Genomic DNA, 21,461 nt, shown 5'->3' with positions numbered 1-21,461 from the left:
TGTGTTCTTTCCGGACGGATTACGCCTGTCGGCGCACGCCCTTCGCCAGCTCGCCGGCGAGTTCGCGGACGGCCTCCAGGCCGGCCGCCTCGTCCGGCGCGTCGAGCATCCGCTTCACGAAGGCGGACCCGACGATCACGCCGTCGGCGAAGCCGGCCACCTCGGCGGCCTGCTCGGCGTTGGAGACGCCGAGCCCGACGCAGACGGGCAGGCCGGTGCCGGTGGCGCGGGTGCGTTCGACCAGGTCGTGGGCCTGCGCGCCCACGGACTCGCGGGTGCCGGTGACGCCCATGAGCGAGGCGGCGTACACGAAGCCGCTGCCGGCCGCGGTGATCTCGGCGAGCCGTGCGTCCTTGCTGCTGGGCGCGACCACGAAGACCGTGGCGAGCCCGTGCTTCTCGGCGTGCTCCCGCCACAGTGCCGACTCCTGCACGGGCAGGTCGGGCAGGATGCACCCGGCGCCGCCCGCCTCCGCGAGTTCGGCGGTGAAGCGCTCGACACCGTAGCGGTCGATGGGGTTCCAGTACGTCATGACCAGGATCGGCTTGCCGGTGGCCTGATGGGCCTCCTTGACCGTGCGCATGACGTGCGCGATCTTGACGCCGCCGCGCAGGGCGATGTCGTCGGCGGTCTGGATGACGGGACCGTCGAGGACGGGGTCGCTGTGCGGCAGGCCGACCTCGACCACGTCCGCCCCGCCGTCGAGGGCGGCCTTGATCGCCTCGATGCCGCCGTCCACGGTCGGGAAGCCGGCCGGGAGGTAGGCGATGAGCGCCGCGCGGCCCTCGGCCTTGGCGCCCGCGAGGGTGTCGGACAGCAGCTGGATGTTCCCGCTCACTTGGCGTCCCCCTCGATCTCCGCGGTGTCGGCGGCGTTGGCCGCGACCTCGGCGTCGGTGTCGTACAGGCCGAAGTAGCGCGCGGCGGTGTCCATGTCCTTGTCGCCGCGGCCGGAGAGGTTGACGACGATCAGGCCGTCCTTGCCCAGCTCCTTGCCGACCTCCAGGGCGCCCGCGAGGGCGTGGGCGCTCTCGATCGCCGGGATGATGCCCTCGGTGCGCGACAGCAGGCGCATGGCCTGCATCGCCGCGTCGTCGGTGACCGCGCGGTACTCGCCGCGACCGCTGTCCTTGAGGTACGAGTGCTCCGGGCCGATGCCCGGGTAGTCCAGACCGGCCGAGATCGAGTACGGCTCGGTGATCTGGCCCTCCTCGTCCTGCAGGACGTAGGACCGGGAGCCGTGCAGGATGCCGGGCTCGCCGGCGGTGAGGGTGGCCGCGTGCTCGCCGGTCTCGACACCGTGACCGGCCGGCTCGCAGCCGATGAGGCGGACGCCCTCGTCCGGGATGAAGGCGTGGAAGAGGCCGATGGCGTTGGAGCCGCCGCCGACGCAGGCGATCGCGGCGTCGGGGAGGCGGCCGGCGCGTTCCAGCAGCTGGCGGCGGGCCTCCACGCCGATGACCCGGTGGAAGTCGCGGACCATGGCCGGGAAGGGGTGCGGGCCCGCGACCGTACCGAAGAGGTAGTGAGTGCGGTCGACGTTGGCGACCCAGTCGCGGAACGCCTCGTTGATGGCGTCCTTGAGGGTGCGCGAACCCGACTTCACTGCGATGACCTCGGCGCCGAGCATGCGCATGCGGGCCACGTTCAGGGCCTGCCGCTGCGTGTCGATCTCGCCCATGTAGATCGTGCACTCGAGACCGAAGAGGGCGCAGGCGGTGGCGGTGGCCACGCCGTGCTGGCCGGCGCCGGTCTCGGCGATGACCCGGGTCTTGCCCATGCGCTTGGTGAGCAGGGCCTGGCCGAGCACGTTGTTGATCTTGTGGGAGCCGGTGTGGTTGAGGTCTTCCCGCTTCAGGAAGACCCGGGCACCACCTGCGTGTTCGGCGAACCTCGGCACCTCGGTGAGGGAGCTGGGGCGGCCGGTGTAGTTGACCAGCAGGTCGTCGAGTTCGCGGGCGAACTCGGGGTCGTGCTTGGCCTTGTCGTACTCGACGGCCACCTCGTCGACGGCGGCGACGAGGGCCTCGGGGATGAACTTGCCGCCGAAGTCGCCGAAGTAGCCTTCGGGGCTCGGTACGTGACCGTCGGGGTCGGGGATGAAGAACTCGCTGGGCATGACTGAACCTCACGGTGAGTTTGGGAGATACCTAGTCGCCGTGGGGGCGGGGCTTGTTCGACGGCGAAAGGCCGTCTGTGGCGTGTCGCGCTCGCGCGGCGGTAGCCGCAAACCGCATGGGGCCCCGCGCCCCTAGAGGGCGCGCTGCCATCGACGGCCGTTGACCTGCCCGGGTTCGTCTCCGATGACGTAGCGCACCCTGCGGCCGTGTACGCGGCGGGCCGGGGCGCGGCAGCCGCGAGGGCGGCAGCCGCGCGCGAGGCGGGCGTACCGGTCCACGGTCGTCAGGGTGAGAGTCATCGGCGCCACTCTACCGAATGATCAGCCGCGTCCGTGGCGGAGTGCGGGGTGCTCGCCCGCCGCCACCAGATCCGACACCGCGGTCTTCGGGTCCTTGCCGGTGACCAGGGACTCGCCGACCAGGACGGCGTCGGCCCCGGCGTTGGCGTAGGCGATGAGGTCGTGGGGTCCGCGGACGCCGGACTCGGCGACCTTGACGAGGTGGCCGGGGATCTCGGGGGCGACGCGCTCGAAGGTGGTGCGGTCCACCTCGAGGGTCTTGAGGTTGCGCGCGTTGACGCCGATGATCTTGGCGCCAGCGTCCACCGCCCGCTCGACCTCGTCCTCGTCGTGCACCTCGACGAGCGGGGTGAGGCCGATGGAGACGGCGCGCTCGATGAGGGACTCCAGGGCGGGCTGTTCGAGGGCCGCGACGATCAGCAGCGCGAGGTCGGCGCCGTACGCGCGGGCCTCCCACAGCTGGTACGACGTGACGATGAAGTCCTTGCGCAGGACCGGGATGTCCACGCGCGCGCGGACGGCCTCCAGGTCGGCCAGCGAACCGCCGAAACGGCGCTGTTCCGTGAGGACGGAGATGACGGCCGCGCCGCCCGCCTCGTAGTCCGCGGCGAGGCCCGCCGGGTCGGCGATCGCGGCCAGCGCGCCCTTGGAGGGGCTGGAGCGCTTGACCTCGCAGATCACCTTCACGCCGTCGCCGCGCAGGGCGGCCACCCCGTCCTTGGCTGCGGGCGCCTTCGCCGCGCGCTCCTTGAGCTCGTCGAGGCTGACGCGCGCCTGCCGCTCCGCGAGGTCGGCACGTACTCCGTCGATGATCTCGTCGAGCACACTCACGCGAGCGGCCCCCCTTCCAGACGGTTGAGAGTTGCAGCTTTCGACCGGCGGAAAACCGGTGGTCACTGCGATGGTATCCGCAGGAGGGCGTAGGCCTCGCATCCGGTTGACGCCGGTCCCTCTATCCGGACGTCCACAGGTTGATCAAGGGCGCAGCCAGCCACCGAACGGCAAGTTCCGGACAACGCTGAAGACCAGCAGCAATGCGCCCAGGGCCCACATGTGCACCGGGCCGAGAGTGAGCCGCGAGGGGCGCCCGCGCGCGGCGCGCACCACCCATACGGTCCACAGCACCGCGAAGAGGGGATAGCCGACGGTGGCCAGGGCGTTGTCGTGCACCGCCGCCGCGAAGTCCCCGTGGACGAAGGCGTGGGCGCTGCGCAGGCCGCCGCAGCCCGGGCAGTAGAGGCCGGTGACACGGTAGAGGGGGCAGACGGGGTAGTGGCCGGGCTCGTTGGGGTTCACCGCGCCCACGTACGCGAAGGCCCCGACGACGGCCGCCATGATGCCGACGGGCACGGCGAGGCGCGCGGCCACGGATCCGGTGCCGGTGCCGGTCGCTGTCACGGTCTGACTCTCGGCGTTCACGTCTCGCATTCTCCCCCCGGAAGGCCGCCACGCACGCGTGAGGGGCGATCCGGATGCGGATCGCCCCTCCCATCGGTCCGGTGCGGACTCCTGCGTGCGTCAGCCCTTCGCGGCCGCGGCGGCCTGGCTGTCGGCCAGCGCGGCCTGGAACTTCTCGTGCGTGTCCTTGGCCTGGCCGAGGCCCATGGCGCTCATGACCCAGCCGACGATGCCGCCGATCACCACGAGCGCCATGCCGGCCCAGAAGCCCACGGGCTGAGCCATCACCATGAAGGCACCCGAAACGCAGAAACCGATGAAGGCGATGATGACACCGGTCCAGGCGGCCGGGGTGTGACCGTGGCTGCTGCCCGCCATGACTTGCTCCTCGTTGCTGTTTACGTGTCTGAGCCGGATGCTCATCCACATTGTCCCGCACGCGTACGCGTGCGCTCCTCGGGGGTGGCCCCAGCGCTTCGGCCGGGGACGGCGCGATCCGCCCGGCGGAGCACCGCTCCCGCGGAACGTTACGCCCCCGTGGGGTCCTCGCCGCGGTCCAGTGCCTTCCACAGCTCCTCGGGCCGGTCGGGGTCGACGCTCGCGGCCGACCGGCGCGGCCGCGCCGCGCCGCCCCGCTCGTAGCGGCCGGACATCGCCGGCCAGTGCCGCCCGTAGCGCAGCGCCAGCAGCCCGGCCAGCAGGATCAGCGCGCCGCCGGCGGTGGCGACGTAGGGCCAGGCGGTGTGGGAGAGGGCGTGCACGGTCGCCGAGGTGTCGCCCGCGGCCCGCGCGGCCTTCTCGTCGAGCGCGGAGCTGTCGGAGACGCCCAGCAGGGCGGCGGCGACGGTGCCCGCGCCGCAGAGGGCGAGCAGGACCGCGACCAGCGTGCGGCCGGCGCCGCGGACGGCGAAGACGGCGACGAGAGCGGCGAGGCCCACTATGGCGAGGGCCGCGGGGACGCCCGTGACGTCGCTGCCCTTGGCGGTCAGCGAGAAGGGGGCGCCGGCCACGGTCGCGGTGCCCTCCGCCCAGCGCTGCCGGGTGGCCAGCAGCGCCACGGCCGCGCCGAGCGCGCCGGCCGACAGGGCCACGGCGAGGGAGACGCGGCCGGCCCGGGCGGGTCCTGCGGCTTCGGAACGGGGGTGCGGTACGGCAGTCACGTAGTCCACTATCGCCTGCCTTCGGCCGGACGCGTCACCCGGGGCTGTCAACCCATGGCCGGGCCATGGCTTCGCCATGCACACCTCAGGCAAGTCACAGGACACATCCGGGAAACCAGTGGCTCCAGCGGCAGCTGCGGCGGCACCGGCACCGCCGGCTACGACGGGCCGTCCGGCCTCGGCGTGCCGAACGGGACCGCCGCCTGCACCGGCTGAACCGCCCTACGAGCCAAGCCTGTTCGCGGTGTGCACCGCGCGGAGGACCGCGGCCGCCTTGTTGCGGCACTCCTGATCCTCCGCGACCGGGTCGGAGTCGGCCACGATGCCGGCTCCGGCCTGCACGTACGCGGTGCCGTCCCGCAGCAGGGCCGTACGGATGGCGATGGCCGTGTCGGAGTCGCCCGCGAAGTCCAGGTAGCCGACGCAGCCGCCGTACAACCCGCGCCGGGACGGCTCCAGTTCGTCGATGATCTGCATCGCCCGGGGCTTGGGCGCGCCGGAGAGGGTGCCCGCCGGGAAGCACGCCGTCAGGACGTCGAAGGCGGTGCGGCCCGCGGCGACCTTGCCGGTGACCGTCGAGACGATGTGCATCACGTGCGAGTACCGCTCGACGGACATGAAGTCGACGACCTCGACGGAGCCGGGCTCGCAGACCCGCCCCAGGTCGTTGCGGCCGAGGTCGACGAGCATCAGGTGCTCGGCGCGCTCCTTGGGGTCGGCGAGCAGTTCGTCGGCGAGGGCCTGGTCCTCCTGCGGGGTGGCCCCGCGGTGCCGGGTGCCGGCGATCGGGTGGACCATGGCGTGTCCGTCCTCGACCTTGACCAGGGCCTCGGGGGACGAGCCGACGATGTCGAAGCCATCGAGGCGGAACAGGTACATGTACGGGGAGGGGTTGGTCGCCCTCAGGACCCGGTAGACGTCCAACGCGCTCGCCGTGCACGGGGTTTCGAAGCGCTGCGAGGGGACGACCTGGAAGGCCTCGCCCGCGCGGATGCGCTCCTTGATGTCCTCGACGGCGTCCTGGAAGTCGGGGCCGCCCCACAGGGCCGTGTACTCGGGGAGTTCGGAGGGCGGCAGCACGGCGGGCGGCTGGGGGACGGCACGGGACAGGTCCGCCTCCATGGCGTCGAGCCGCGCCACGGCGTCCGCGTGGGCCTCGTCCACGCCCGTGTCGAGGTCGTTGTGGTTGATCGCGTTGGCGATCAGCAGGACCGAGCCCTCCCAGTGGTCCATCACGGCGAGGTCGCTGGTGAGCAGCATGGTCAGCTCGGGCAGCTCGAGGTCGTCCCGCTCGCCGGGGCCGATCTTCTCCAGCCGGCGCACGATGTCGTAGCCGAGGTAGCCGACCATGCCGCCGGTGAAGGGCGGCAGGTCCTCCTGGTGCGGGGTGTGCAGCGCCTCGATGGTGGCGCGCAGGGCGGCGAGCGGGTCGCCGTCGACGGGGACGCCGACGGGCGGGGTGCCCAGCCAGTGGGCCTCGCCGTCACGGGCCGTCAGGGTGGCGGCGGAACGCACGCCGACGAAGGAGTAGCGGGACCAGGAGCGGCCGTTCTCCGCGGACTCCAGCAGAAAGGTGCCGGGCCGCTCGGCGGCGAGCTTGCGGTAGAGCGCGACCGGGGTGTCGCCGTCGGCGAGGAGCTTGCGCGTGACCGGGATGACACGGCGGTCGGTGGCGAGCTTGCGGAAGGTCTCGAGGTCCATGGCGGATGACCTTACTGATCCGGGCCGGAAACACCGGGGTCGGCGTCCTTGAGGAGTACGTCCGCGTCGAAGCAGGTGCGCGCGCCGGTGTGGCAGGCGGCGCCGACCTGGTCGACCTTGACCAGCACGGTGTCGGCGTCGCAGTCCAGGGCCACGGACCTGACCCACTGGAAGTGCCCCGAGGTGTCGCCCTTCACCCAGTACTCCTGGCGGCTGCGCGACCAGTAGGTGCAGCGGCCGGTGGTGAGGGTGCGGTGCAGCGCCTCGTCGTCCATCCAGCCGAGCATCAGCACCTCACCGGTGTCGTACTGCTGGGCGATGGCGGGGACGAGCCCGTCGGGGCTGCGCTTCAGGCGCGCGGCGACCGCCGGGTCGAGACGGCTGGGCGGGGGCGTACTGGTCATGGGGCCATTGTGCCGTGCGCCACGGACAGTGACGGCGCGGCGTCCACTACGCGGACCCGTCGTCCGGTCGTAGGCTGGCTGCATGTCGACATTCGCCAAGCGTGAACGACTTCTTCTGGCCGACCTGTTGGAGGCGGAGGGCCCGGACGCCCCGACCCTCTGCGAGGGCTGGCGGACCCGTGACCTCGCCGCGCACGTGGTGGTGCGCGAGCGCCGCCCCGATGCCGCCGGCGGCATCCTGATCAAACAGCTCGCGCCCCGCCTGGAGCGGGTGATGGCGGAGTTCGCGGAAAAGCCGTACGAGGAACTGATCCAGCTGATCCGCACCGGGCCGCCGCGTTTCTCGCCGTTCTCGCTCAAGCAGGTCGACGAGATGTCGAACACGGTGGAGTTCTACGTCCACACCGAGGACGTCCGCCGGGCGCAGCCGGACTGGACGCCGCGCGAGCTCGACCAGGTCTTCCAGGACGCCCTGTGGTCGCGGCTGGAGCGCACCGCCCGGCTGATCGGGCGCACCATCCCCACCGGGCTGGTGCTGCGGCGCCCCGACGGCCAGACGGTGGTCGCGCACCGCGGCACCCCGGTCGTGACGGCGACCGGGGAACCGTCGGAGCTGCTGCTGTTCTCGATGGGGCGGCAGAGCACCGCCACGGTGGAGCTGGACGGCGACAAGGACGCGATCAGCAAGCTGCACGAGGCCAAACAGCTCGGCATCTGAGCCGACCCGTCACCGGGGCAGCTCGGCGCGGCGCAGGGAGCCGGCGCACAGGGCGACGACGCCGCCCAGGGCGCTGACCGCGGCGCACACCGCGAAGACGGGCCCGATGCCCCACAGGTCGGCCGCCCAGCCGACCACGGGGAAGGTGAGCGGCGCGACGCCGAAGCCGACGAGCGTGGAGGCGGCGGTGACCCGGCCGACGTAGGCCGGGCCCGCCGCGGTCTGTATGAGCGCCCCGGTCACGGCCCCCGCCAGCCCGGCGAGCAGCCCGATGCACACGGCCACGAGGGTTCCCGCGGCGACGGTCGAGGTCTGGGCGAGCGAGCCGATGGCCACGGCGCTCAAGAGGTTGGTGACCGCGGCCACGATGCCTGCCCGGGGCACCCGGCCGCGCCAGGTGAGCAGCAGTGAGGCGGTCCCGGCGCCGGTGCCGAAGCCCGCCAGCACCCAGCCCATGCCGGAGGAGCCCCAGCCGCGGTCCTGGGCGAGCAGGGTCAGGCCGAGGTTCATCGGGCCGACGAAACCGAGGTCGCTGAGGGCCGCGGCGATCACCAGCGGGCGCAGCACTCTGTCCTGTGCGACATGACGCAGCCCGGCGCGCAGTTCGGCCAGGGCCGAGGCCCGTTCGGGGGTGTCGTCCGGGGCCGGCGTGCCGACCCGGACGGTCAGCAGCAGCGGCAGGGACGCCCCGACCAGCAGCGCGGCCAGCCCGAACGCGCCCGCGGTGCCGCCGAGGGCGATGCCGAGACCACCGAGCGGACCGCCGAGGACGTTGGCGAGCCGGGTGGCCAGACCGCGCATCCCCTGGACGCGGGCGAGCTGGCCTCGATCGGTGATCCGGGCGGGCAGGGCGCCGGCGGCGGGCAGGAAGACGGCGTCGACGACGCCGAACACCGCGGCGACCGCTCCCAGCACCCACAGCCCGGGGCTGGTGGCGAGCAGCAGGGCCGCCGCGGTCAGTACGAGGACGCCGCGCGCCACGGTGCAGACCAGGACGGTCGGGCGCGGTCCGTAGCGGTCGGCGATCACGCCTCCGCCGAGCATCAGCAGGGCGCGCGGCAGCGCACTGGCCGCGGTGACCAGGCCGGCCTGGGCCGGGGTGCCGGACTGTACGGCGGCCCAGGACAGGGCGATGTAGTAGACGTTGTCGCCGATCGCGGACGAGACGTACGCGCCGAGCCAGCGCAGGACGTTGGCGTCGCGGTGCGCCGGGCCGGTGACCGGGGCGGCGGTGGAGGCGAGCGTGGTGGGCACGCGGACCGTCCTCTCAGACGCGGAAGGGGAAGCCGTACGTGTGCACCGCGACGTTCTCGCGGCCCTCGGTGTCGCCCGCCGCGTCGGCGGCGCGGCCGCGCTCCTCGTACGTGCGGACGAGGGCGTGCATCTCCTTGGACAGTGCGGCCAGTTCCTCCGAGGTGAGCTTGAGCAGCCACTCGGAGGAGTCGTGGGCCGTGGCCCAGGCGGCGCTCCAGTGGGCGCGCTCGTCGAGGAAGCGGCGGTACATGTCGGCGCGCTGCTCGAAGAAGAGGCGGCTGGCCGCGGTGTGCGCGGCGGCCTTCTCGGGGGCGTCGCGGAAGTCCTCGTCGCGGACGCTGACACCGTCGGAGGCGGGCTGCCACCAGCGCTCCCTGCCGTCCGCGCTCTGGGTCTCGGCCTCCTCGATGAGGCCGTGCTCGGCGAGCTTGCGCAGGTGGTAGCTGACCAGGGAGACGGCCTCGTCCACCTGTTCGGCCAGTTGGGACGCAGTCGCCACGCGCGCGATGGTCAGGCCCCGGTACAGCTGCATCCGCAGGGGGTGGGCGAGAGCCTTGAGCGTGCCCACGTCCTGGATCCGGCGGTCTCTCTCCCTGTCTGCCATGCGCCCACCCTAGAAAGGAAAGGAAAATTGCACAATGGATTTTGCGCAACTTATCTTTCGCATCTCGGCATACGCAAGCCCCGATCACCAGGTGACCGGGGCTTACGACGCCTGCGGGGGCTCAGCGCACCGGGTGGCCCGCCTCCTTCAGCGTCTGCTTCACCTCGCCGATCCGCAGATCCCCGAAGTGGAAGACCGACGCGGCCAGCACCGCGTCCGCGCCCGCCGCGATGGCCGGCGGGAAGTCGGACAGCTTGCCGGCGCCGCCCGAGGCGATCAGCGGGACCGTCACGTGCTTGCGGACCGCGGCGATCATCTCCAGGTCGTAGCCGTCCTTGGTGCCGTCCGCGTCCATCGAGTTCAGCAGGATCTCGCCGGCACCCAGCTCGGCCGCCCGGTGCGCCCACTCGACGGCGTCAATGCCGGTGCCGCGCCGGCCGCCGTGGGTGGTGACCTCGAAGGTGCCCTCCGGCGTGCGGCGCGCGTCCACCGAGAGCACCAGCACCTGCCGGCCGAACCGCTCGGCGATCTCACGGATGAGGTCGGGGCGGGCGATGGCGGCCGTGTTGACGCCCACCTTGTCGGCACCGGCGCGCAGCAGCTTGTCCACGTCCTCGGCGGTGCGCACGCCGCCGCCCACGGTCAGCGGGATGAACACCTGCTCGGCCGTGCGGCGCACCACGTCGTACGTCGTCTCGCGGTTGCCGGACGACGCGGTGATGTCCAGGAACGTCAGCTCGTCGGCGCCCTCGGCGTCGTACACCTTGGCCATCTCGACCGGGTCGCCCGCGTCGCGCAGGTTCTGGAAGTTGACGCCCTTGACGACCCGGCCGTTGTCCACGTCCAGGCAAGGGATGACTCGGACCGCCAGGGTCATGAGGTTGCTCCTCGGAACGCCTCCACCTCGACCTCGACGACCAGGCTGGGGTCCACGAAACCGGAGACGATGATCATCGAAGCGGCGGGCCGCACGTCGTCGAACAGCTCCTTGTGGGCGCGCCCGACGTCTTCCACATCCCGGGCATGCGTGATGTACATGCGCGTACGCACGACGTCCTCACGGCCGAGACCCACCTGCCTCAGCGCCGCCAGCGCGACGTTGAAGGCGTTGATCGCCTGCTCGTACGGGCCGCCCCCGGCGATCTCGCCGTCCACTATGGACGTGCAGCCGGAGACCAGCACCAAGCCGTTCGGCAGCTCCACCGCACGGGAGTAGCCGAACGCGTCCTCCCAGGGGGCACCGGTCGCAACCCGGCGTACATCGCTCACTTGGCTACCGCCTCCAAGGCCTCTTCCAGGGTGAACGCCTTCGCGTACAGGGCCTTCCCGACGATGGAGCCCTCGACACCGAGGGGCACCAGTTCGGCGATGGCGCGCAGGTCGTCGAGCGACGACACGCCGCCGGACGCCACGACCGGGCGGTCCGTCGCGGCGCAGACGTTCCTCAGCAGCTCCAGGTTCGGGCCCTGCAGCGTGCCGTCCTTGGCGATGTCCGTCACCACGTACCGCGCGCAGCCCTCCTTGTTGAGGCGCTCCAGCGTCTCGTAGAGGTCGCCGCCGTCGCGGGTCCAGCCGCGGCCGCGCAGGGTCGTACCGCGGACGTCGAGGCCCACGGCGATCTTGTCTCCGTGCTCGGCGATGACCTTGGCGACCCACTCCGGGGTCTCCAGGGCGGCCGTGCCGAGGTTGACCCGGGTGCAGCCGGTGGCGAGGGCGGCGGCGAGGGTGTCGTCGTCGCGGATGCCGCCGGACAGCTCCACCTTGATGTCCATCGCCTTCGTCACCTCGGCGATCAGCGCGCGGTTGTCGCCGGTGCCGAACGCGGCGTCCAGGTCGACCAGGTGCAGCCACTCGGCGCCCGACCGCTGCCAGGCGAGGGCGGCCTCCAGCGGGGAGCCGTACGAGGTCTCCGTGCCGGACTCGCCGTGGACGAGGCGGACGGCCTGGCCGTCGCGCACATCGACGGCGGGGAGGAGTTCGAGCTTGCTCACAGTGTTCCGATCCAGTTGGTGAGGAGCTGGGCTCCGGCGTCGCCGGACTTCTCGGGGTGGAACTGGGTGGCCCACAGGGCGCCGTTCTCGACGGCGGCCACGAAGGGCTTGCCGTGCGTGGACCATGTCACCTTGGGGGCGTGCATGGTCGGGTTGTGCGTCTCCAGTGCCCAGTCGTGGACGGCGTAGGAGTGCACAAAGTAGAAGCGGGCGTCGGCGTCCAGGCCGGCGAACAGCTCGGAGTCGGCCGGCGTCTCGACGGTGTTCCAGCCCATGTGCGGCACGATCTCCGCCTGCAGCGGCTCGACGGTGCCGGGCCACTCGTCGAGGCCCTCGGTCTCCACGCCGTGCTCGATGCCGCGCGCGAAGAGGATCTGCATGCCGACGCAGATGCCCATCACCGGGCGCCCGCCGGACAGCCGGCGGTCGATGATCCAGTCGCCGCGGGCCTCCTTCAGGCCCTTCATGCAGGCGGCGAAGGCGCCGACGCCGGGCACCAGCAGGCCGTCGGCGTTCATGGCCCGGTCGAAGTCACGCGTTATCTCGACGTCGGCTCCCGCGCGCGCGAGGGCGCGCTCGGCGGAGCGGACGTTGCCGAAGCCGTAGTCGAAGACCACGACCTTCCTGGGTGCGCTCAATTCCACACCTCCAGCCTCATGATCCCCGCGACCAGGCACATCGCGGCGCCGATCGACAGCAGCACGACGAGCTGCTTGGGCATGCCCTGCTTGACGAAGGAGATGATGCCGCCGACCAGGAAGAGGCCGACGACGATCAGGAGGGTCGACAGGCCGTTCACAGCGCGCCCTTCGTGGAGGGGAGGATGCCGGCCGCGCGCGGGTCGCGCTCGGAGGCGTATCGCAGGGCCCGTGCCAGCGCCTTGAACTGGCACTCCACGATGTGGTGCGCGTTCCGACCGTACGGCACGTGCACGTGCAGCGCGATCTGGGCTTGGGCCACGAAGGACTCCAGGATGTGCCGGGTCATGGTGGTGTCGTACTCGCCGATCATCGGCGCCATGTTCTCGGGCTCGGTGTGCACGAGGTAGGGGCGGCCGGAGAGGTCGACGGTGACCTGGGCGAGGGACTCGTCCAGCGGGACCGTGCAGTTGCCGAAGCGGTAGATGCCCACCTTGTCGCCGAGCGCCTGCTTGAAGGCGGCGCCGAGCGCGAGGGCGGTGTCCTCGATGGTGTGGTGGGAGTCGATGTGCAGGTCGCCCTCGGTCTTCACGGTGAGGTCGAACAGACCGTGCCGGCCGAGCTGGTCGAGCATGTGGTCGTAGAAGCCGACGCCCGTCGACACGTCGACCTTGCCGGACCCGTCGAGGTCGATCTCGACGAGCACCGAGGTTTCCTTGGTGACTCGCTCCACGCGTCCCACGCGGCTCATGAGCTCTGCTCCTTCTTCATCGCACGTACCGCGTCGAGGAACGCGTCGTTCTCCTCCGGGGTTCCTGCGGACACCCGCAGCCACCCCGGAATGCCGTTGTCGCGGACCAGCACACCCCGGTCGAGGATCCGCTGCCAGGCCGCGTGGGAGTCCTCGAACCGCCCGAACTGTACGAAGTTGGCGTCGGACTCCACGACCTCGTAGCCGGCCGCGCGCAGCTCGCTCACCAGCCGGTCCCGCTCCGCCTTCAGCTGCTCGACGTACTTCAGCAGCGTGTCGGTGTGCTCCAGGGCGGCCAGCGCGGTCGCCTGGGTGACCGCGGAGAGGTGGTACGGCAGCCGTACCAGCTGGACGGCGTCGACGACCGCCGGGTGCGCGGCGAGATAGCCGAGGCGCAGGCCGGCCGCGCCGAAGGCCTTCGACATCGTCCGGGAGACGACCAGGTTGGGCCGGCCCTCGATCAGCGGCAGCAGCGAGTCGCCGTGGCTGAACTCGATGTACGCCTCGTCCACGATCACCATGGACGGCTTCGCCGCCTGAGCGGCCTCGTACAGCGCGAGGACCGTCTCGGGCGGGACGGCGTTGCCGGTGGGGTTGTTGGGGGTGGTGACGAAGACGACGTCCGGCCGGTGCTCGGCGATGGCCTCCCGCGCCGCCGCGAGGTCGATGGTGAAGTCCTCGTTGCGGGGACCGGAGATCCAGCCCGTGCCGGTGCCGCGCGCGATGAGCGCGTGCATCGAGTACGACGGCTCGAAGCCGATCGCCGTACGGCCCGGTCCGCCGAAGGTCTGCAGCAGCTGCTGGATGACCTCGTTGGAGCCGTTGGCCGCCCAGACGTTGGCGAGGCCGACCGCGTGGCCGGAGGTGTCCGTCAGGTACCTGGCGAGCTGGGTCCGCAGCTCCACCGCGTCGCGGTCCGGGTAGCGGTTGAGGTTCCGGGCGGCCTCACGGACGCGCTCGGCGATGCGCTCGACCAGCGGCTCGGGCAGCGGGTAGGGGTTCTCGTTGGTGTTCAGCCGTACGGGGACGTCCAACTGGGGCGCGCCATAGGGCGACTTGCCACGCAGCTCGTCCCGTACGGGAAGATCGTCGATCCGCACGTCGCTCACTTGCTCTCGGGTACCTTCCAGCCGAACCTCGCCTTGATCGCCGCGCCGTGTGCCGGCAGGTCCTCCGCCTCCGCCAGCGTCACCACGTGGTGCGCGACCTCGGCCAGCGCGTCCTCGGTGTAGTCGACGATGTGGATGCCGCGCAGGAAGGACTGCACGGACAGACCCGAGGAGTGGCAGGCGCAACCGCCGGTCGGCAGCACGTGGTTGGAGCCGGCCGCGTAGTCGCCGAGGGAGACGGGGGCCCAGGGGCCGATGAAGATCGCGCCCGCGTTCTTCACCCGGTCGGCCACCGCGGTGGCGTCGGCCGTCTGGATCTCCAGGTGCTCGGCGCCGTAGGCGTCGACCACCCGCAGGCCCTCGTCGATCCCGTCGACGAGCACGATCGCGGACTGCCGGCCCGCGAGCGCCGGACGGATCCGGTCCTCGATGTGCTTGGTGGCGGCGACCTGCGGCTCGAGCTCCTTCTCGACGGCGTCCGCGAGCGCGAGGGAGTCGGTGACCAGGACGGCGGCGGCGAGCGGGTCGTGCTCTGCCTGACTGATCAGGTCGGAGGCGACGTGCACCGGGTCGGCGGTGTCGTCGGCGAGGATCGCGATCTCGGTCGGGCCGGCCTCGGCGTCGATGCCGATCCGGCCGGTGAAGTAGCGCTTGGCGGCGGCGACCCAGATGTTGCCGGGGCCGGTGACCATGTTCGCGGGCGGGCAGGACTCCGTGCCGTGCGCGAACATCGCGACCGCGGTCGCGCCGCCGGCGGCGTACACCTCGTCGACGCCGAGCAGCGCGCAGGCGGCGAGGATCGTCGGGTGCGGCAGGCCGCCGAACTCGGCCTGCGCCGGGGAGGCGAGGGCGATCGACTCGACGCCGGCCTCCTGGGCCGGGACGGCGTTCATGATCACGGAGGACGGGTAGACCGACCGGCCGCCCGGCGCGTAGAGGCCGACGCGCTCGACCGGCACCCACTTCTCGGTCACGGAGCCGCCGGGCACGACCTGGGTCGTGTGGGACGTGCGGCGCTGCTCGCGGTGGACGAGGCGGGCACGCCGGATGGACTCCTCCAGGGCCGCGCGCACGGCCGGGTCGAGTTCGTCGAGGGCCTTCGCGAGGGCCTCGGCGGGCACCCGCACCCGCTCCAGCCGGACGCCGTCGAACTTCTCGGCGAAGTCGATCAGCGCCGCGTCGCCCCGATGATGCACGGCCTCGCAGATCGGACGCACCTTCTCCAGCGCGGCCTGAACGTCGAAGTCGGCTCGGGGCAGCAGGTCGCGCAGGGCGGGGCCCTCGGGAAGGGCGTCGCCGCGCAGATCGATTCGGGAGATCACGGGGTCAATTCTCTCAGACCCGGGTTCGCCGTCGTCCGCGCGTATCAATGGCTGATACAGAACCACCGCTTCCCACCGCAGGGCACAGTACGTCCAGTGATTCGGGTGTGACGCAACGGGCATGAACAGTTGTGCGAACACAGGACAGGAGGAGCTGTGACCGAGGGGGCCGGCATCGGTGCCGGAGACCTGCCGGACGACCTGACCGCGGCCGAGGCCGGCATGTGGCAGGCCTTCCGCAACGGCAGCACGTACGACCTGAGCAGCGGGGACGCGGCCGTCGACGACCCGCACGGCGGGCACCGCTGGGGGCCGGAGCGGACCGTGCGGGCACGCATCGTGGCCTGGCTGCTGCTCGACGGCCCGCCGGCGCTCGCGGGCCGCGTCTCCGCGCTGAAGCTGCGCGGGGTGCAGGTCAGCGGCACCCTGGAGCTCTCCGGCGGGATCGTGGTGCCGTACGTCGAGATGCGCGGCTGTCGCTTCGAGCGGGAGCTGCTGGTGCCCGAGGCCCGCTTCACGACCGTGCGGCTGGTGGACTGCTCGGTGCCGCGTCTGGAGGCGGCCCGGGTGCACACCGAGGGTGATCTGCACCTGCCGCGCTGCCGGTTCCCGGGCGGCGTACGTCTCACCGACGCCCACATCGGCACCGACCTGATGCTCAACCAGGCGATCGTCCACCCCGACCGCGCCGGCCGCTCGATCGCCGCGGACGGCATGACGGTCGGCCAGGACCTGCAGGCCGAGCTGCTGGAGTCGGAGGGCGAGCTGAGCCTGCGCAGCGCCAAGGTCGGCGTCAGCCTGAGCCTGCGCGGCGCCCGGCTGAGCAGCCCGTACACCCGGCACGCGCTCAACGCGCCCCAGCTGACCGTGGGGCGCACCCTGTACCTGACCCCGGCGGGCGTCGGCTCGTCGACGCCGAACGGGGCGACTCCCGCGCGCGGGACCCGGATCCAGCGGTTCGAGTGCCGGGGCGGGGTGCGGCTGGACGACGGGCGGTTCGGGGACGCGGTCGACCTGGAGCGGGCGCGGTTCGTCCTCACCGACGACCAGGAGCTGTCGCTGCGCCGGGTGCAGACGCCGGAGCTGCGCTTCCTCGGCGAGCGTCCGCAGCGCGGCAAGGTCGCCCTGTCGGGCGCTCGGGTGGTCAACCTGGTCGACCGGGCGAGCGCCTGGCCGGGCCCGGGCAACCTGCACATGGGCGGCTTCCAGTACGAGAACCTCGTACCGCTGGGGCCCTTCCCGCTCACGGAGCGACTGGACTGGGTGGCCGCGGCGACCGCCGAGTACAACCCGGAGCCGTACGAGCGCCTGGCCTCCGTGCTGCGGGCCGGCGGCGAGGACGAGGACGCGCGCGAGGTGCTGCTGGCCAAACAGCGCCGGCGCCGGGAGAGCCTGCCGCTCGCGGCCAAGCTGTGGGGTTACGCGCAGGACTGGACCGTGGCCTACGGGTACCGGCCGGGGCGGGCCGCGGTGTGGATGGCGGTGCTGTGGGCGGCGGGCTCACTGGCCTTCGCGCACGCGAGCCATCCGCCGCTGCAGGCCGGGGCGCATCCGCCGTGGAACCCGGCGCTGTTCGCCCTGGACCTGCTGCTGCCGGTCATCGACCTGGGCCAGGTCGGCGTCTGGCAGCTCAGCGGCGGCTGGCAGTGGCTGGCCGCAGTGATGGTCCTCCTGGGCTGGGTGCTGGCGACGACGGTGGCGGCCGGGGCGACGCGCATGCTGCGCCGTAACTGATCATCACAAGGCGTGCACACATCGGCCATTTGTTCAACATTCGACCTTTACCGGCTCTTGACCGCCCGGCGTACAACTTTCCGTGAGTTGTCCCCTCCGGCTGGCGCACGCCTGACCAGCGGCCTTTCAATGGTCGACACCATGGCACTGCAGCACCCGTTCAACCGCGCGGCCCGGACCGGCTCCGCGCCGCGCCCCCGCACCGCGCCGCCCGCGAACGCGTCCGGGCCGACCGCCGACGCCTCCGGGCTGCCCGCGGACACCGAGGTGCTCCTCGACGCGCCCGACGACCGCCTCGGACCGGCGCTCGTCGCGGCGGCGCACGGCGAGTACGCACCGGTCTCGGCACTGCTCGCGGGCACACGCGCGCATGCCGAGTGGGAGTACCGCGACCGGTACGCCAGACGGCTGTCGGCCTTCGCCCGGGCCCGGGTCGAGTGGCTGGAGCGGTGGTACGCCGACGCGCCGCAGGACCCGGACGTGCTGCTGCTGCGGGCCCAGCTGGCGGTGGACCGCGCCTGGGACTCCCCGGCCCGCGCCGAGCTGCTGCGCGAGGTGAGCTCCCTGATCACGGCCGCCGCGCGGGCCACCGACCGCGACCCGGTGCCGTGGCGGATCGCGCTGGACCACGCGCGCGGCACGGCCGCCGGCCACAAGTACTTCGGCGAACTGTGGGAGGCGGCGCTGCGCCGCGCCCCGCGCCACTACGGCTGCCACGTGGCCGCCCTGCGCTATCTGGCCACCTCCTGGCAGGGCTCGTACCGCGAGTGCTTCGACTTCGCCGACCGGGCCGCGCAGGACGCGCCCGCCGACTCGCTCCTGCAGGCGCTGCCGTCGCGGGCGGCCCTCGCGTGCTTCACCGGCGGTGCCGGCCCGGCGGTGCCCGAGGAGCGGCTGCACGCGGCCGCCGACCGGGCGATCGCTCTCTCGGCCCGCTTCCCGGCGGCCACGCCGTGGCCGGCCGAGATCCGCAACAAGCTCACGTACGTCCTCGTCGGCCTGGAGCGCTGGCAGGACGCCCTCGGCCAGCTGCGGCTCATCGGCCCGTACGCCACCTCCTTCCCCTGGGACCACCTGTCGGAGGACCCGCTGGCCCTGTTCCTGAAGGTGCGTGCCGACGTCGTCGGCCGGTGCCCGGCGGGCCCCGGGCCGGGGCCGCGCGATCCACGAAGTGAGCGCGGCGGACGCGTCGGCTCCGGCGACCATTAGGCTCTTGCGCCGTGACCACCGTCCGTCTTCCGCTCTTCCCCCTGAACTCGGTGCTTTTCCCCGGGCTGGTACTGCCGCTCAACGTCTTCGAGGAGCGCTATCGCGCGATGATGCGTGAGCTGCTGAAGACTCCCGAGGAGGAGTCGCGCCGGTTCGCCGTCGTGGCCATCCGCGACGGCCACGAGGTGGCCCCGAGCGCCCCCGGCATGCCGGATCCGACGTCCGTGCCCGAGCTGGGCCCGGCGGCCGGCTTCGGCGCCGACCCGACGATCTCCTTCCACGACGTGGGCTGCGTGGCGGACGCCGCGACGATCCGGGAACGGGAGGACGGCACCTTCGAGGTGCTGGCCACCGGGACGACCCGGGTGCGGCTGCTCTCGGTGGACACCTCGGGCCCGTTCCTCACGGCCGAGCTGGAGGGGCTCGCCGAGGAGCAGGGCGACGAGGCGGGCGCGCTCGCGGAGGGTGTGCTGCGGGCCTTCCGCCAGTACCAGAAGCGGCTGGCGGGCGCGCGCGAACGCTCCCTGTCGACCGGCGCGGAACTCCCGGACGAGCCGTCGGTGGTCTCCTACCTGGTCGCGGCGGCGATGATGCTGGACACCCCCACCAAGCAGCGTCTGCTCCAGGCCCCGGACACCGCGTCCCGGCTGCGCGACGAACTGAAACTCCTTCGCTCCGAGACGGCCATCATCCGTAACCTGCCCTCACTGCCCGCGGCGGACCTGACCCGCGGCCGCACGAGCCTCAACTGACGTCACTGCGAAGGCCGGGATGGCGAAGAAGTCGAAGAAGCAACAGCAGGGCGGCACGCCCGCGACGGTGGCCCTGACCGCCGCGGGCGTCGCGTTCACGATCCACGCCTACGACCACGACCCGGCCCACCCCTCCTACGGCGAGGAGGCGGCACAGGCCATGGGCGTCTCCCCGGACCGCGTCTTCAAGACGCTGGTGGCCGACGTGGACGGGACCCTGACGGTGGCGGTCGTCCCGGTGGCGGGCAGCCTCGACCTCAAGGCGCTGGCCTCCGCGGTGGGCGGCAAACGGGCGGCCATGGCGGACCCGGCCCTCGCCGAACGCACCACCGGCTACGTCCGGGGCGGCATCTCCCCGCTCGGCCAGCGCAAGAAGCTGCCCACCGTCCTGGACTCCTCCGCCTCCGCCCACGGCACGATCTGCGTCTCGGCGGGGCGCCGCGGCCTGGAGGTCGAACTCTCCCCCGAGGACCTGACGAAGCTCACCGACGCGGTGGTGGCCCCCGTCGGACGTGCGTGACCCCTCGACGGCCGTCCCCCGCTCGGCTAAGAACGAGGGACATGTCGAAGAAAACCCGCAAACGCAAGTGGCGCGTCAAAAAGGGCCGCTCCAACCACGGCCACCGTCCGGCGTAAGTCCCCACGGCAGCGGGGTCCCGGCACCTTCTACGGCAGCGGGGCCCCGTACGGGTCCTTCGGGGCGGGGTTCTGCAGGTACGGCTCCGGGTCCCGGGGTCCGAACAGCGCGGTCAGGCCGAGGTGCACGATCAAAGCGGCCAGCGACCAGGTCAGCAGCGCCCCCTTCGCGCCCAGCTTGAGCGGCGCGGAGAACGTGACTCCCTTGCCCACCTGCCGGGCGTGGGCGATCACGTCCTGGGCGGGACCGAGCCACACGCCGATCCGCCAGGCCAGCAGGGACGCCAGCAGCCCTCCGACCCCCAGGGCCACGACCAGCGGCACTCCGCCGCGCCGGCGCCACAGGAAGACCGCCAGGGCGCTGACGACGCCGAAGGCGAGCGCGAGCAGCGTGAACGTTCCGTCCACCCCGATGGCCTGCTCCCCCTCGCTGTCCGAGAGGTAGACCACCCAGCTCTTGTCGACGACGTCGCCGACCAGCGGCACGTGCGGCGCCAGCCACCACCACAGCAGCCCGAGCAGCACACCGCCGAGCGCCACCGCCACCGTGACGACGGCGGCCTCCCGCACTTCCGTCTTCATTCCGGGCCCGTCCTGTCCGTACGTACCGTGCCAGGCGGCGTCATGCGGCGCGGGAGCCGAATGCCCGGCAGCCGGAGGCTGCCACGCGTTCTGCGCGGACTGTTCATGCGGCGGTGGAGGAGGCGTCAACGGTGCGGTCACCCTGACATCGTGCCAGGCCCGCCTGTGCGGCGCGTCACCGGACGGCCGCCCGGCGGTACGCCCAGGTGGCCACGGCCAGCGAAGCCACCCCCACGCCCGCGCACACGGCGAGGTCACCGGCCACGAACGCCCAGTCGGGATGCGGCCCGAAGGTCCGCGCGAAGGCCTCGACTCCGTACGTCGACGGCAGCAGGTCCCGCGTGAACCGTACGGCCTCAGGCATCCGGTCGGCCGGCAGCACCCCCAGCAGCAGCGCGGCCGACATCCCGAGCTGACCGAGCAGCGTGGCCAGTTCGGGCCGGGGCGCGAGCAGCCCCAGGGCCGCCCCCAGCCCGGACAGGGCGGCGCCAGCGAGCGGGACCACCGCCACCAGGACCCACAGATGCGACAGCGGCAGCCCGAACAGCACCCCGCCGAAGACGGCGGTCACCACGGTCCCGGGCACGGTGAAGGAGGCGTAGGCCCCCGCCGCCCCCAGCACGACCGCGGCGGGCGGCACCGGCAGCGTGGCGTAGTGGTCGAGCCCGCCGCTGCCCCGCAGCTGCCCGAAGTACTGCGCGAGCAGGTTCAGCCCGACGTAGGCCACGACCAGCACGGACGACCCGGCGACCACGAACCGGGCGTCATGGCCGCCCGCGTCCACGACCCCGCGCATCATGACCAGGATGCCGACCGACTGGAAGGTCGCCACGAACAGCAGCGGAATCCGCGCGACGCGGGCCCGCGACAGCTGCGCGCGGTAGACGGCGACGAGCGACGGCCACATCCGCGCGCGCGGTCCGAGCTCGGCGGCCCCGCGCGCGGAGTCGTCCTCGTCGGCGACGGCGCCGGGCAGAATCTCGGCGGGTACGACACTCACGACGAGCTGCGCTCCTTCCCTGCGGCGCGCACGCCGTCCCCCACGGACGCGCTCTCTCGTACCTGTACGGACACGGCCTG

General features: G+C 72.5%; 26 protein-coding genes. 5 read left to right on the top strand and 21 right to left on the bottom strand.

Annotated features, from left to right (window positions below; genetic code table 11):
• Positions 1-19: 19 nt before the first annotated feature.
• The 9 genes from trpA to hisI form a co-directional block, all read right to left on the bottom strand.
• Entirely contained in the window at positions 20-838 is an 819-nt protein-coding gene (gene trpA / locus ACQF4J_RS33580) for a tryptophan synthase subunit alpha (RefSeq protein WP_351562049.1), read from the bottom strand.
• Positions 835-2,118 carry a tryptophan synthase subunit beta gene (trpB, locus tag ACQF4J_RS33575; RefSeq protein ID WP_351562052.1) on the bottom strand — a complete coding sequence of 428 codons (1,284 nt, stop codon included), beginning with the start codon at positions 2,116-2,118 and terminating at the stop codon, positions 835-837. Before trpB ends, trpA begins: the two co-directional genes overlap by 4 nt.
• Positions 2,119-2,250: 132 nt before the next feature.
• A complete protein-coding gene (gene trpM, locus ACQF4J_RS33570; protein ID WP_351562055.1) occupies positions 2,251-2,418 on the bottom strand; it encodes a tryptophan biosynthesis modulator TrpM in 168 nt (55 codons plus the stop codon).
• Positions 2,419-2,439: 21 nt separating this feature from the next.
• Positions 2,440-3,249: an indole-3-glycerol phosphate synthase TrpC gene (gene trpC / locus ACQF4J_RS33565; RefSeq protein ID WP_351562058.1), complete on the bottom strand. Its 810-nt coding sequence runs from the start codon at positions 3,247-3,249 to the stop codon at positions 2,440-2,442.
• A 144-nt stretch (positions 3,250-3,393) separates the two neighbouring features.
• Positions 3,394-3,846 carry a DUF2752 domain-containing protein gene (locus ACQF4J_RS33560; RefSeq protein ID WP_351562060.1) on the bottom strand — a complete coding sequence of 151 codons (453 nt, stop codon included), beginning with the start codon at positions 3,844-3,846 and terminating at the stop codon, positions 3,394-3,396.
• A 90-nt stretch (positions 3,847-3,936) separates the two neighbouring features.
• Positions 3,937-4,194, bottom strand: a complete 258-nt coding sequence (locus tag ACQF4J_RS33555; protein ID WP_351562376.1) for an HGxxPAAW family protein — start codon at positions 4,192-4,194, stop codon at positions 3,937-3,939.
• Between the two features lie 149 nt (positions 4,195-4,343).
• Positions 4,344-4,985 (bottom strand): TIGR02234 family membrane protein, encoded by a 642-nt coding sequence (locus ACQF4J_RS33550; RefSeq protein WP_351562063.1) that lies wholly within the window; start codon positions 4,983-4,985, stop codon positions 4,344-4,346.
• Between the two features lie 213 nt (positions 4,986-5,198).
• Positions 5,199-6,677 (bottom strand): anthranilate synthase component I, encoded by a 1,479-nt coding sequence (locus ACQF4J_RS33545; protein WP_351562066.1) that lies wholly within the window; start codon positions 6,675-6,677, stop codon positions 5,199-5,201.
• Between the two features lie 11 nt (positions 6,678-6,688).
• Positions 6,689-7,081: a phosphoribosyl-AMP cyclohydrolase gene (gene hisI / locus ACQF4J_RS33540; RefSeq protein ID WP_351562069.1), complete on the bottom strand. Its 393-nt coding sequence runs from the start codon at positions 7,079-7,081 to the stop codon at positions 6,689-6,691.
• Between the two features lie 82 nt (positions 7,082-7,163).
• Here hisI and ACQF4J_RS33535 point away from each other — a divergent pair, with 82 nt between their 5' ends.
• Entirely contained in the window at positions 7,164-7,799 is a 636-nt protein-coding gene (locus ACQF4J_RS33535; RefSeq protein ID WP_351562072.1) for a TIGR03085 family metal-binding protein, read from the top strand.
• Positions 7,800-7,808: 9 nt separating this feature from the next.
• On the opposite strand, the gene ACQF4J_RS33530 is transcribed toward ACQF4J_RS33535, so the two are convergent.
• The 10 genes from ACQF4J_RS33530 to hisD form a co-directional block, all read right to left on the bottom strand.
• Positions 7,809-9,053, bottom strand: a complete 1,245-nt coding sequence (locus tag ACQF4J_RS33530; RefSeq protein ID WP_351562075.1) for an MFS transporter — start codon at positions 9,051-9,053, stop codon at positions 7,809-7,811.
• Between the two features lie 13 nt (positions 9,054-9,066).
• Positions 9,067-9,657: an ArsR/SmtB family transcription factor gene (locus ACQF4J_RS33525; RefSeq protein WP_427167528.1), complete on the bottom strand. Its 591-nt coding sequence runs from the start codon at positions 9,655-9,657 to the stop codon at positions 9,067-9,069.
• 121 nt (positions 9,658-9,778) lie between these two features.
• Positions 9,779-10,534 carry an imidazole glycerol phosphate synthase subunit HisF gene (gene hisF / locus ACQF4J_RS33520; protein ID WP_351562080.1) on the bottom strand — a complete coding sequence of 252 codons (756 nt, stop codon included), beginning with the start codon at positions 10,532-10,534 and terminating at the stop codon, positions 9,779-9,781.
• Positions 10,531-10,926, bottom strand: a complete 396-nt coding sequence (locus ACQF4J_RS33515) for a RidA family protein (protein ID WP_351562083.1) — start codon at positions 10,924-10,926, stop codon at positions 10,531-10,533. The genes hisF and ACQF4J_RS33515 overlap by 4 nt, the downstream gene beginning before the upstream one ends.
• Positions 10,923-11,648, bottom strand: a complete 726-nt coding sequence (priA, locus tag ACQF4J_RS33510) for a bifunctional 1-(5-phosphoribosyl)-5-((5-phosphoribosylamino)methylideneamino)imidazole-4-carboxamide isomerase/phosphoribosylanthranilate isomerase PriA (RefSeq protein WP_200701129.1) — start codon at positions 11,646-11,648, stop codon at positions 10,923-10,925. The genes ACQF4J_RS33515 and priA overlap by 4 nt, the downstream gene beginning before the upstream one ends.
• A complete protein-coding gene (gene hisH, locus ACQF4J_RS33505) occupies positions 11,645-12,286 on the bottom strand; it encodes an imidazole glycerol phosphate synthase subunit HisH (protein WP_351562086.1) in 642 nt (213 codons plus the stop codon). The genes priA and hisH overlap by 4 nt, the downstream gene beginning before the upstream one ends.
• Positions 12,283-12,447 carry a hypothetical protein gene (locus ACQF4J_RS33500; protein WP_058925873.1) on the bottom strand — a complete coding sequence of 55 codons (165 nt, stop codon included), beginning with the start codon at positions 12,445-12,447 and terminating at the stop codon, positions 12,283-12,285. The genes hisH and ACQF4J_RS33500 overlap by 4 nt, the downstream gene beginning before the upstream one ends.
• Complete coding sequence (gene hisB / locus ACQF4J_RS33495; RefSeq protein WP_030932889.1) at positions 12,444-13,037, bottom strand: imidazoleglycerol-phosphate dehydratase HisB; 594 nt, start codon at positions 13,035-13,037, stop codon at positions 12,444-12,446. The genes ACQF4J_RS33500 and hisB overlap by 4 nt, the downstream gene beginning before the upstream one ends.
• Entirely contained in the window at positions 13,034-14,146 is a 1,113-nt protein-coding gene (locus tag ACQF4J_RS33490) for a histidinol-phosphate transaminase (protein WP_427167527.1), read from the bottom strand. The genes hisB and ACQF4J_RS33490 overlap by 4 nt, the downstream gene beginning before the upstream one ends.
• Positions 14,143-15,468, bottom strand: coding sequence for a histidinol dehydrogenase (hisD, locus tag ACQF4J_RS33485; RefSeq protein ID WP_351562092.1), 1,326 nt, complete (start codon positions 15,466-15,468; stop codon positions 14,143-14,145). The genes ACQF4J_RS33490 and hisD overlap by 4 nt, the downstream gene beginning before the upstream one ends.
• A 156-nt stretch (positions 15,469-15,624) precedes the next feature.
• On the opposite strand from hisD, the gene ACQF4J_RS33480 reads away from it, so the two are divergent.
• The 4 genes from ACQF4J_RS33480 (at position 15,625) to ybaK (ending at position 19,683) form a co-directional block, all read left to right on the top strand.
• Complete coding sequence (locus tag ACQF4J_RS33480) at positions 15,625-17,202, top strand: oxidoreductase (protein WP_351562095.1); 1,578 nt, start codon at positions 15,625-15,627, stop codon at positions 17,200-17,202.
• A 129-nt stretch (positions 17,203-17,331) separates the two neighbouring features.
• Positions 17,332-18,411, top strand: coding sequence for a hypothetical protein (locus ACQF4J_RS33475; RefSeq protein ID WP_351562097.1), 1,080 nt, complete (start codon positions 17,332-17,334; stop codon positions 18,409-18,411).
• Positions 18,412-18,422: 11 nt separating this feature from the next.
• Positions 18,423-19,163: an LON peptidase substrate-binding domain-containing protein gene (locus tag ACQF4J_RS33470; protein ID WP_351562103.1), complete on the top strand. Its 741-nt coding sequence runs from the start codon at positions 18,423-18,425 to the stop codon at positions 19,161-19,163.
• Between the two features lie 19 nt (positions 19,164-19,182).
• Complete coding sequence (gene ybaK, locus ACQF4J_RS33465) at positions 19,183-19,683, top strand: Cys-tRNA(Pro) deacylase (protein WP_351562106.1); 501 nt, start codon at positions 19,183-19,185, stop codon at positions 19,681-19,683.
• 146 nt (positions 19,684-19,829) lie between these two features.
• On the opposite strand, the gene ACQF4J_RS33460 is transcribed toward ybaK, so the two are convergent.
• Positions 19,830-20,522, bottom strand: a complete 693-nt coding sequence (locus ACQF4J_RS33460) for an AAA family ATPase (RefSeq protein ID WP_351798694.1) — start codon at positions 20,520-20,522, stop codon at positions 19,830-19,832.
• A 34-nt stretch (positions 20,523-20,556) separates the two neighbouring features.
• Positions 20,557-21,381, bottom strand: coding sequence for an ABC transporter permease (locus tag ACQF4J_RS33455; protein WP_351798697.1), 825 nt, complete (start codon positions 21,379-21,381; stop codon positions 20,557-20,559).
• Positions 21,382-21,461: the final 80 nt, after the last annotated feature.

Source organism: Streptomyces sp. C1-1, from assembly GCF_050214755.1.
GTDB lineage: Bacteria > Actinomycetota > Actinomycetes > Streptomycetales > Streptomycetaceae > Streptomyces.
Note: the sequence above shows the minus strand (reverse complement) of the source record. Positions and strands in the feature narration are given on the sequence as shown.

Excerpts from the sequence above, each read along its gene's own strand:
- trpB (WP_351562052.1), bottom strand. The coding sequence starts at position 2,118 with ATGCCCAGCGAGTTCTTCATCCCCGACCCCGACGGTCACGTACCGAGC.
- trpM (WP_351562055.1), bottom strand. The coding sequence starts at position 2,418 with ATGACTCTCACCCTGACGACCGTGGACCGGTACGCCCGCCTCGCGCGC.
- ACQF4J_RS33560 (WP_351562060.1), bottom strand. The coding sequence starts at position 3,846 with ATGCGAGACGTGAACGCCGAGAGTCAGACCGTGACAGCGACCGGCACC.
- ACQF4J_RS33555 (WP_351562376.1), bottom strand. The coding sequence starts at position 4,194 with ATGGCGGGCAGCAGCCACGGTCACACCCCGGCCGCCTGGACCGGTGTC.
- ACQF4J_RS33545 (WP_351562066.1), bottom strand. The coding sequence starts at position 6,677 with ATGGACCTCGAGACCTTCCGCAAGCTCGCCACCGACCGCCGTGTCATC.
- hisI (WP_351562069.1), bottom strand. The coding sequence starts at position 7,081 with ATGACCAGTACGCCCCCGCCCAGCCGTCTCGACCCGGCGGTCGCCGCG.
- ACQF4J_RS33535 (WP_351562072.1), top strand. The coding sequence starts at position 7,164 with ATGTCGACATTCGCCAAGCGTGAACGACTTCTTCTGGCCGACCTGTTG.
- ACQF4J_RS33525 (WP_427167528.1), bottom strand. The coding sequence starts at position 9,657 with ATGGCAGACAGGGAGAGAGACCGCCGGATCCAGGACGTGGGCACGCTC.
- hisF (WP_351562080.1), bottom strand. The coding sequence starts at position 10,534 with ATGACCCTGGCGGTCCGAGTCATCCCTTGCCTGGACGTGGACAACGGC.
- hisB (WP_030932889.1), bottom strand. The coding sequence starts at position 13,037 with ATGAGCCGCGTGGGACGCGTGGAGCGAGTCACCAAGGAAACCTCGGTG.
- ACQF4J_RS33475 (WP_351562097.1), top strand. The coding sequence starts at position 17,332 with ATGGTCGACACCATGGCACTGCAGCACCCGTTCAACCGCGCGGCCCGG.
- ybaK (WP_351562106.1), top strand. The coding sequence starts at position 19,183 with ATGGCGAAGAAGTCGAAGAAGCAACAGCAGGGCGGCACGCCCGCGACG.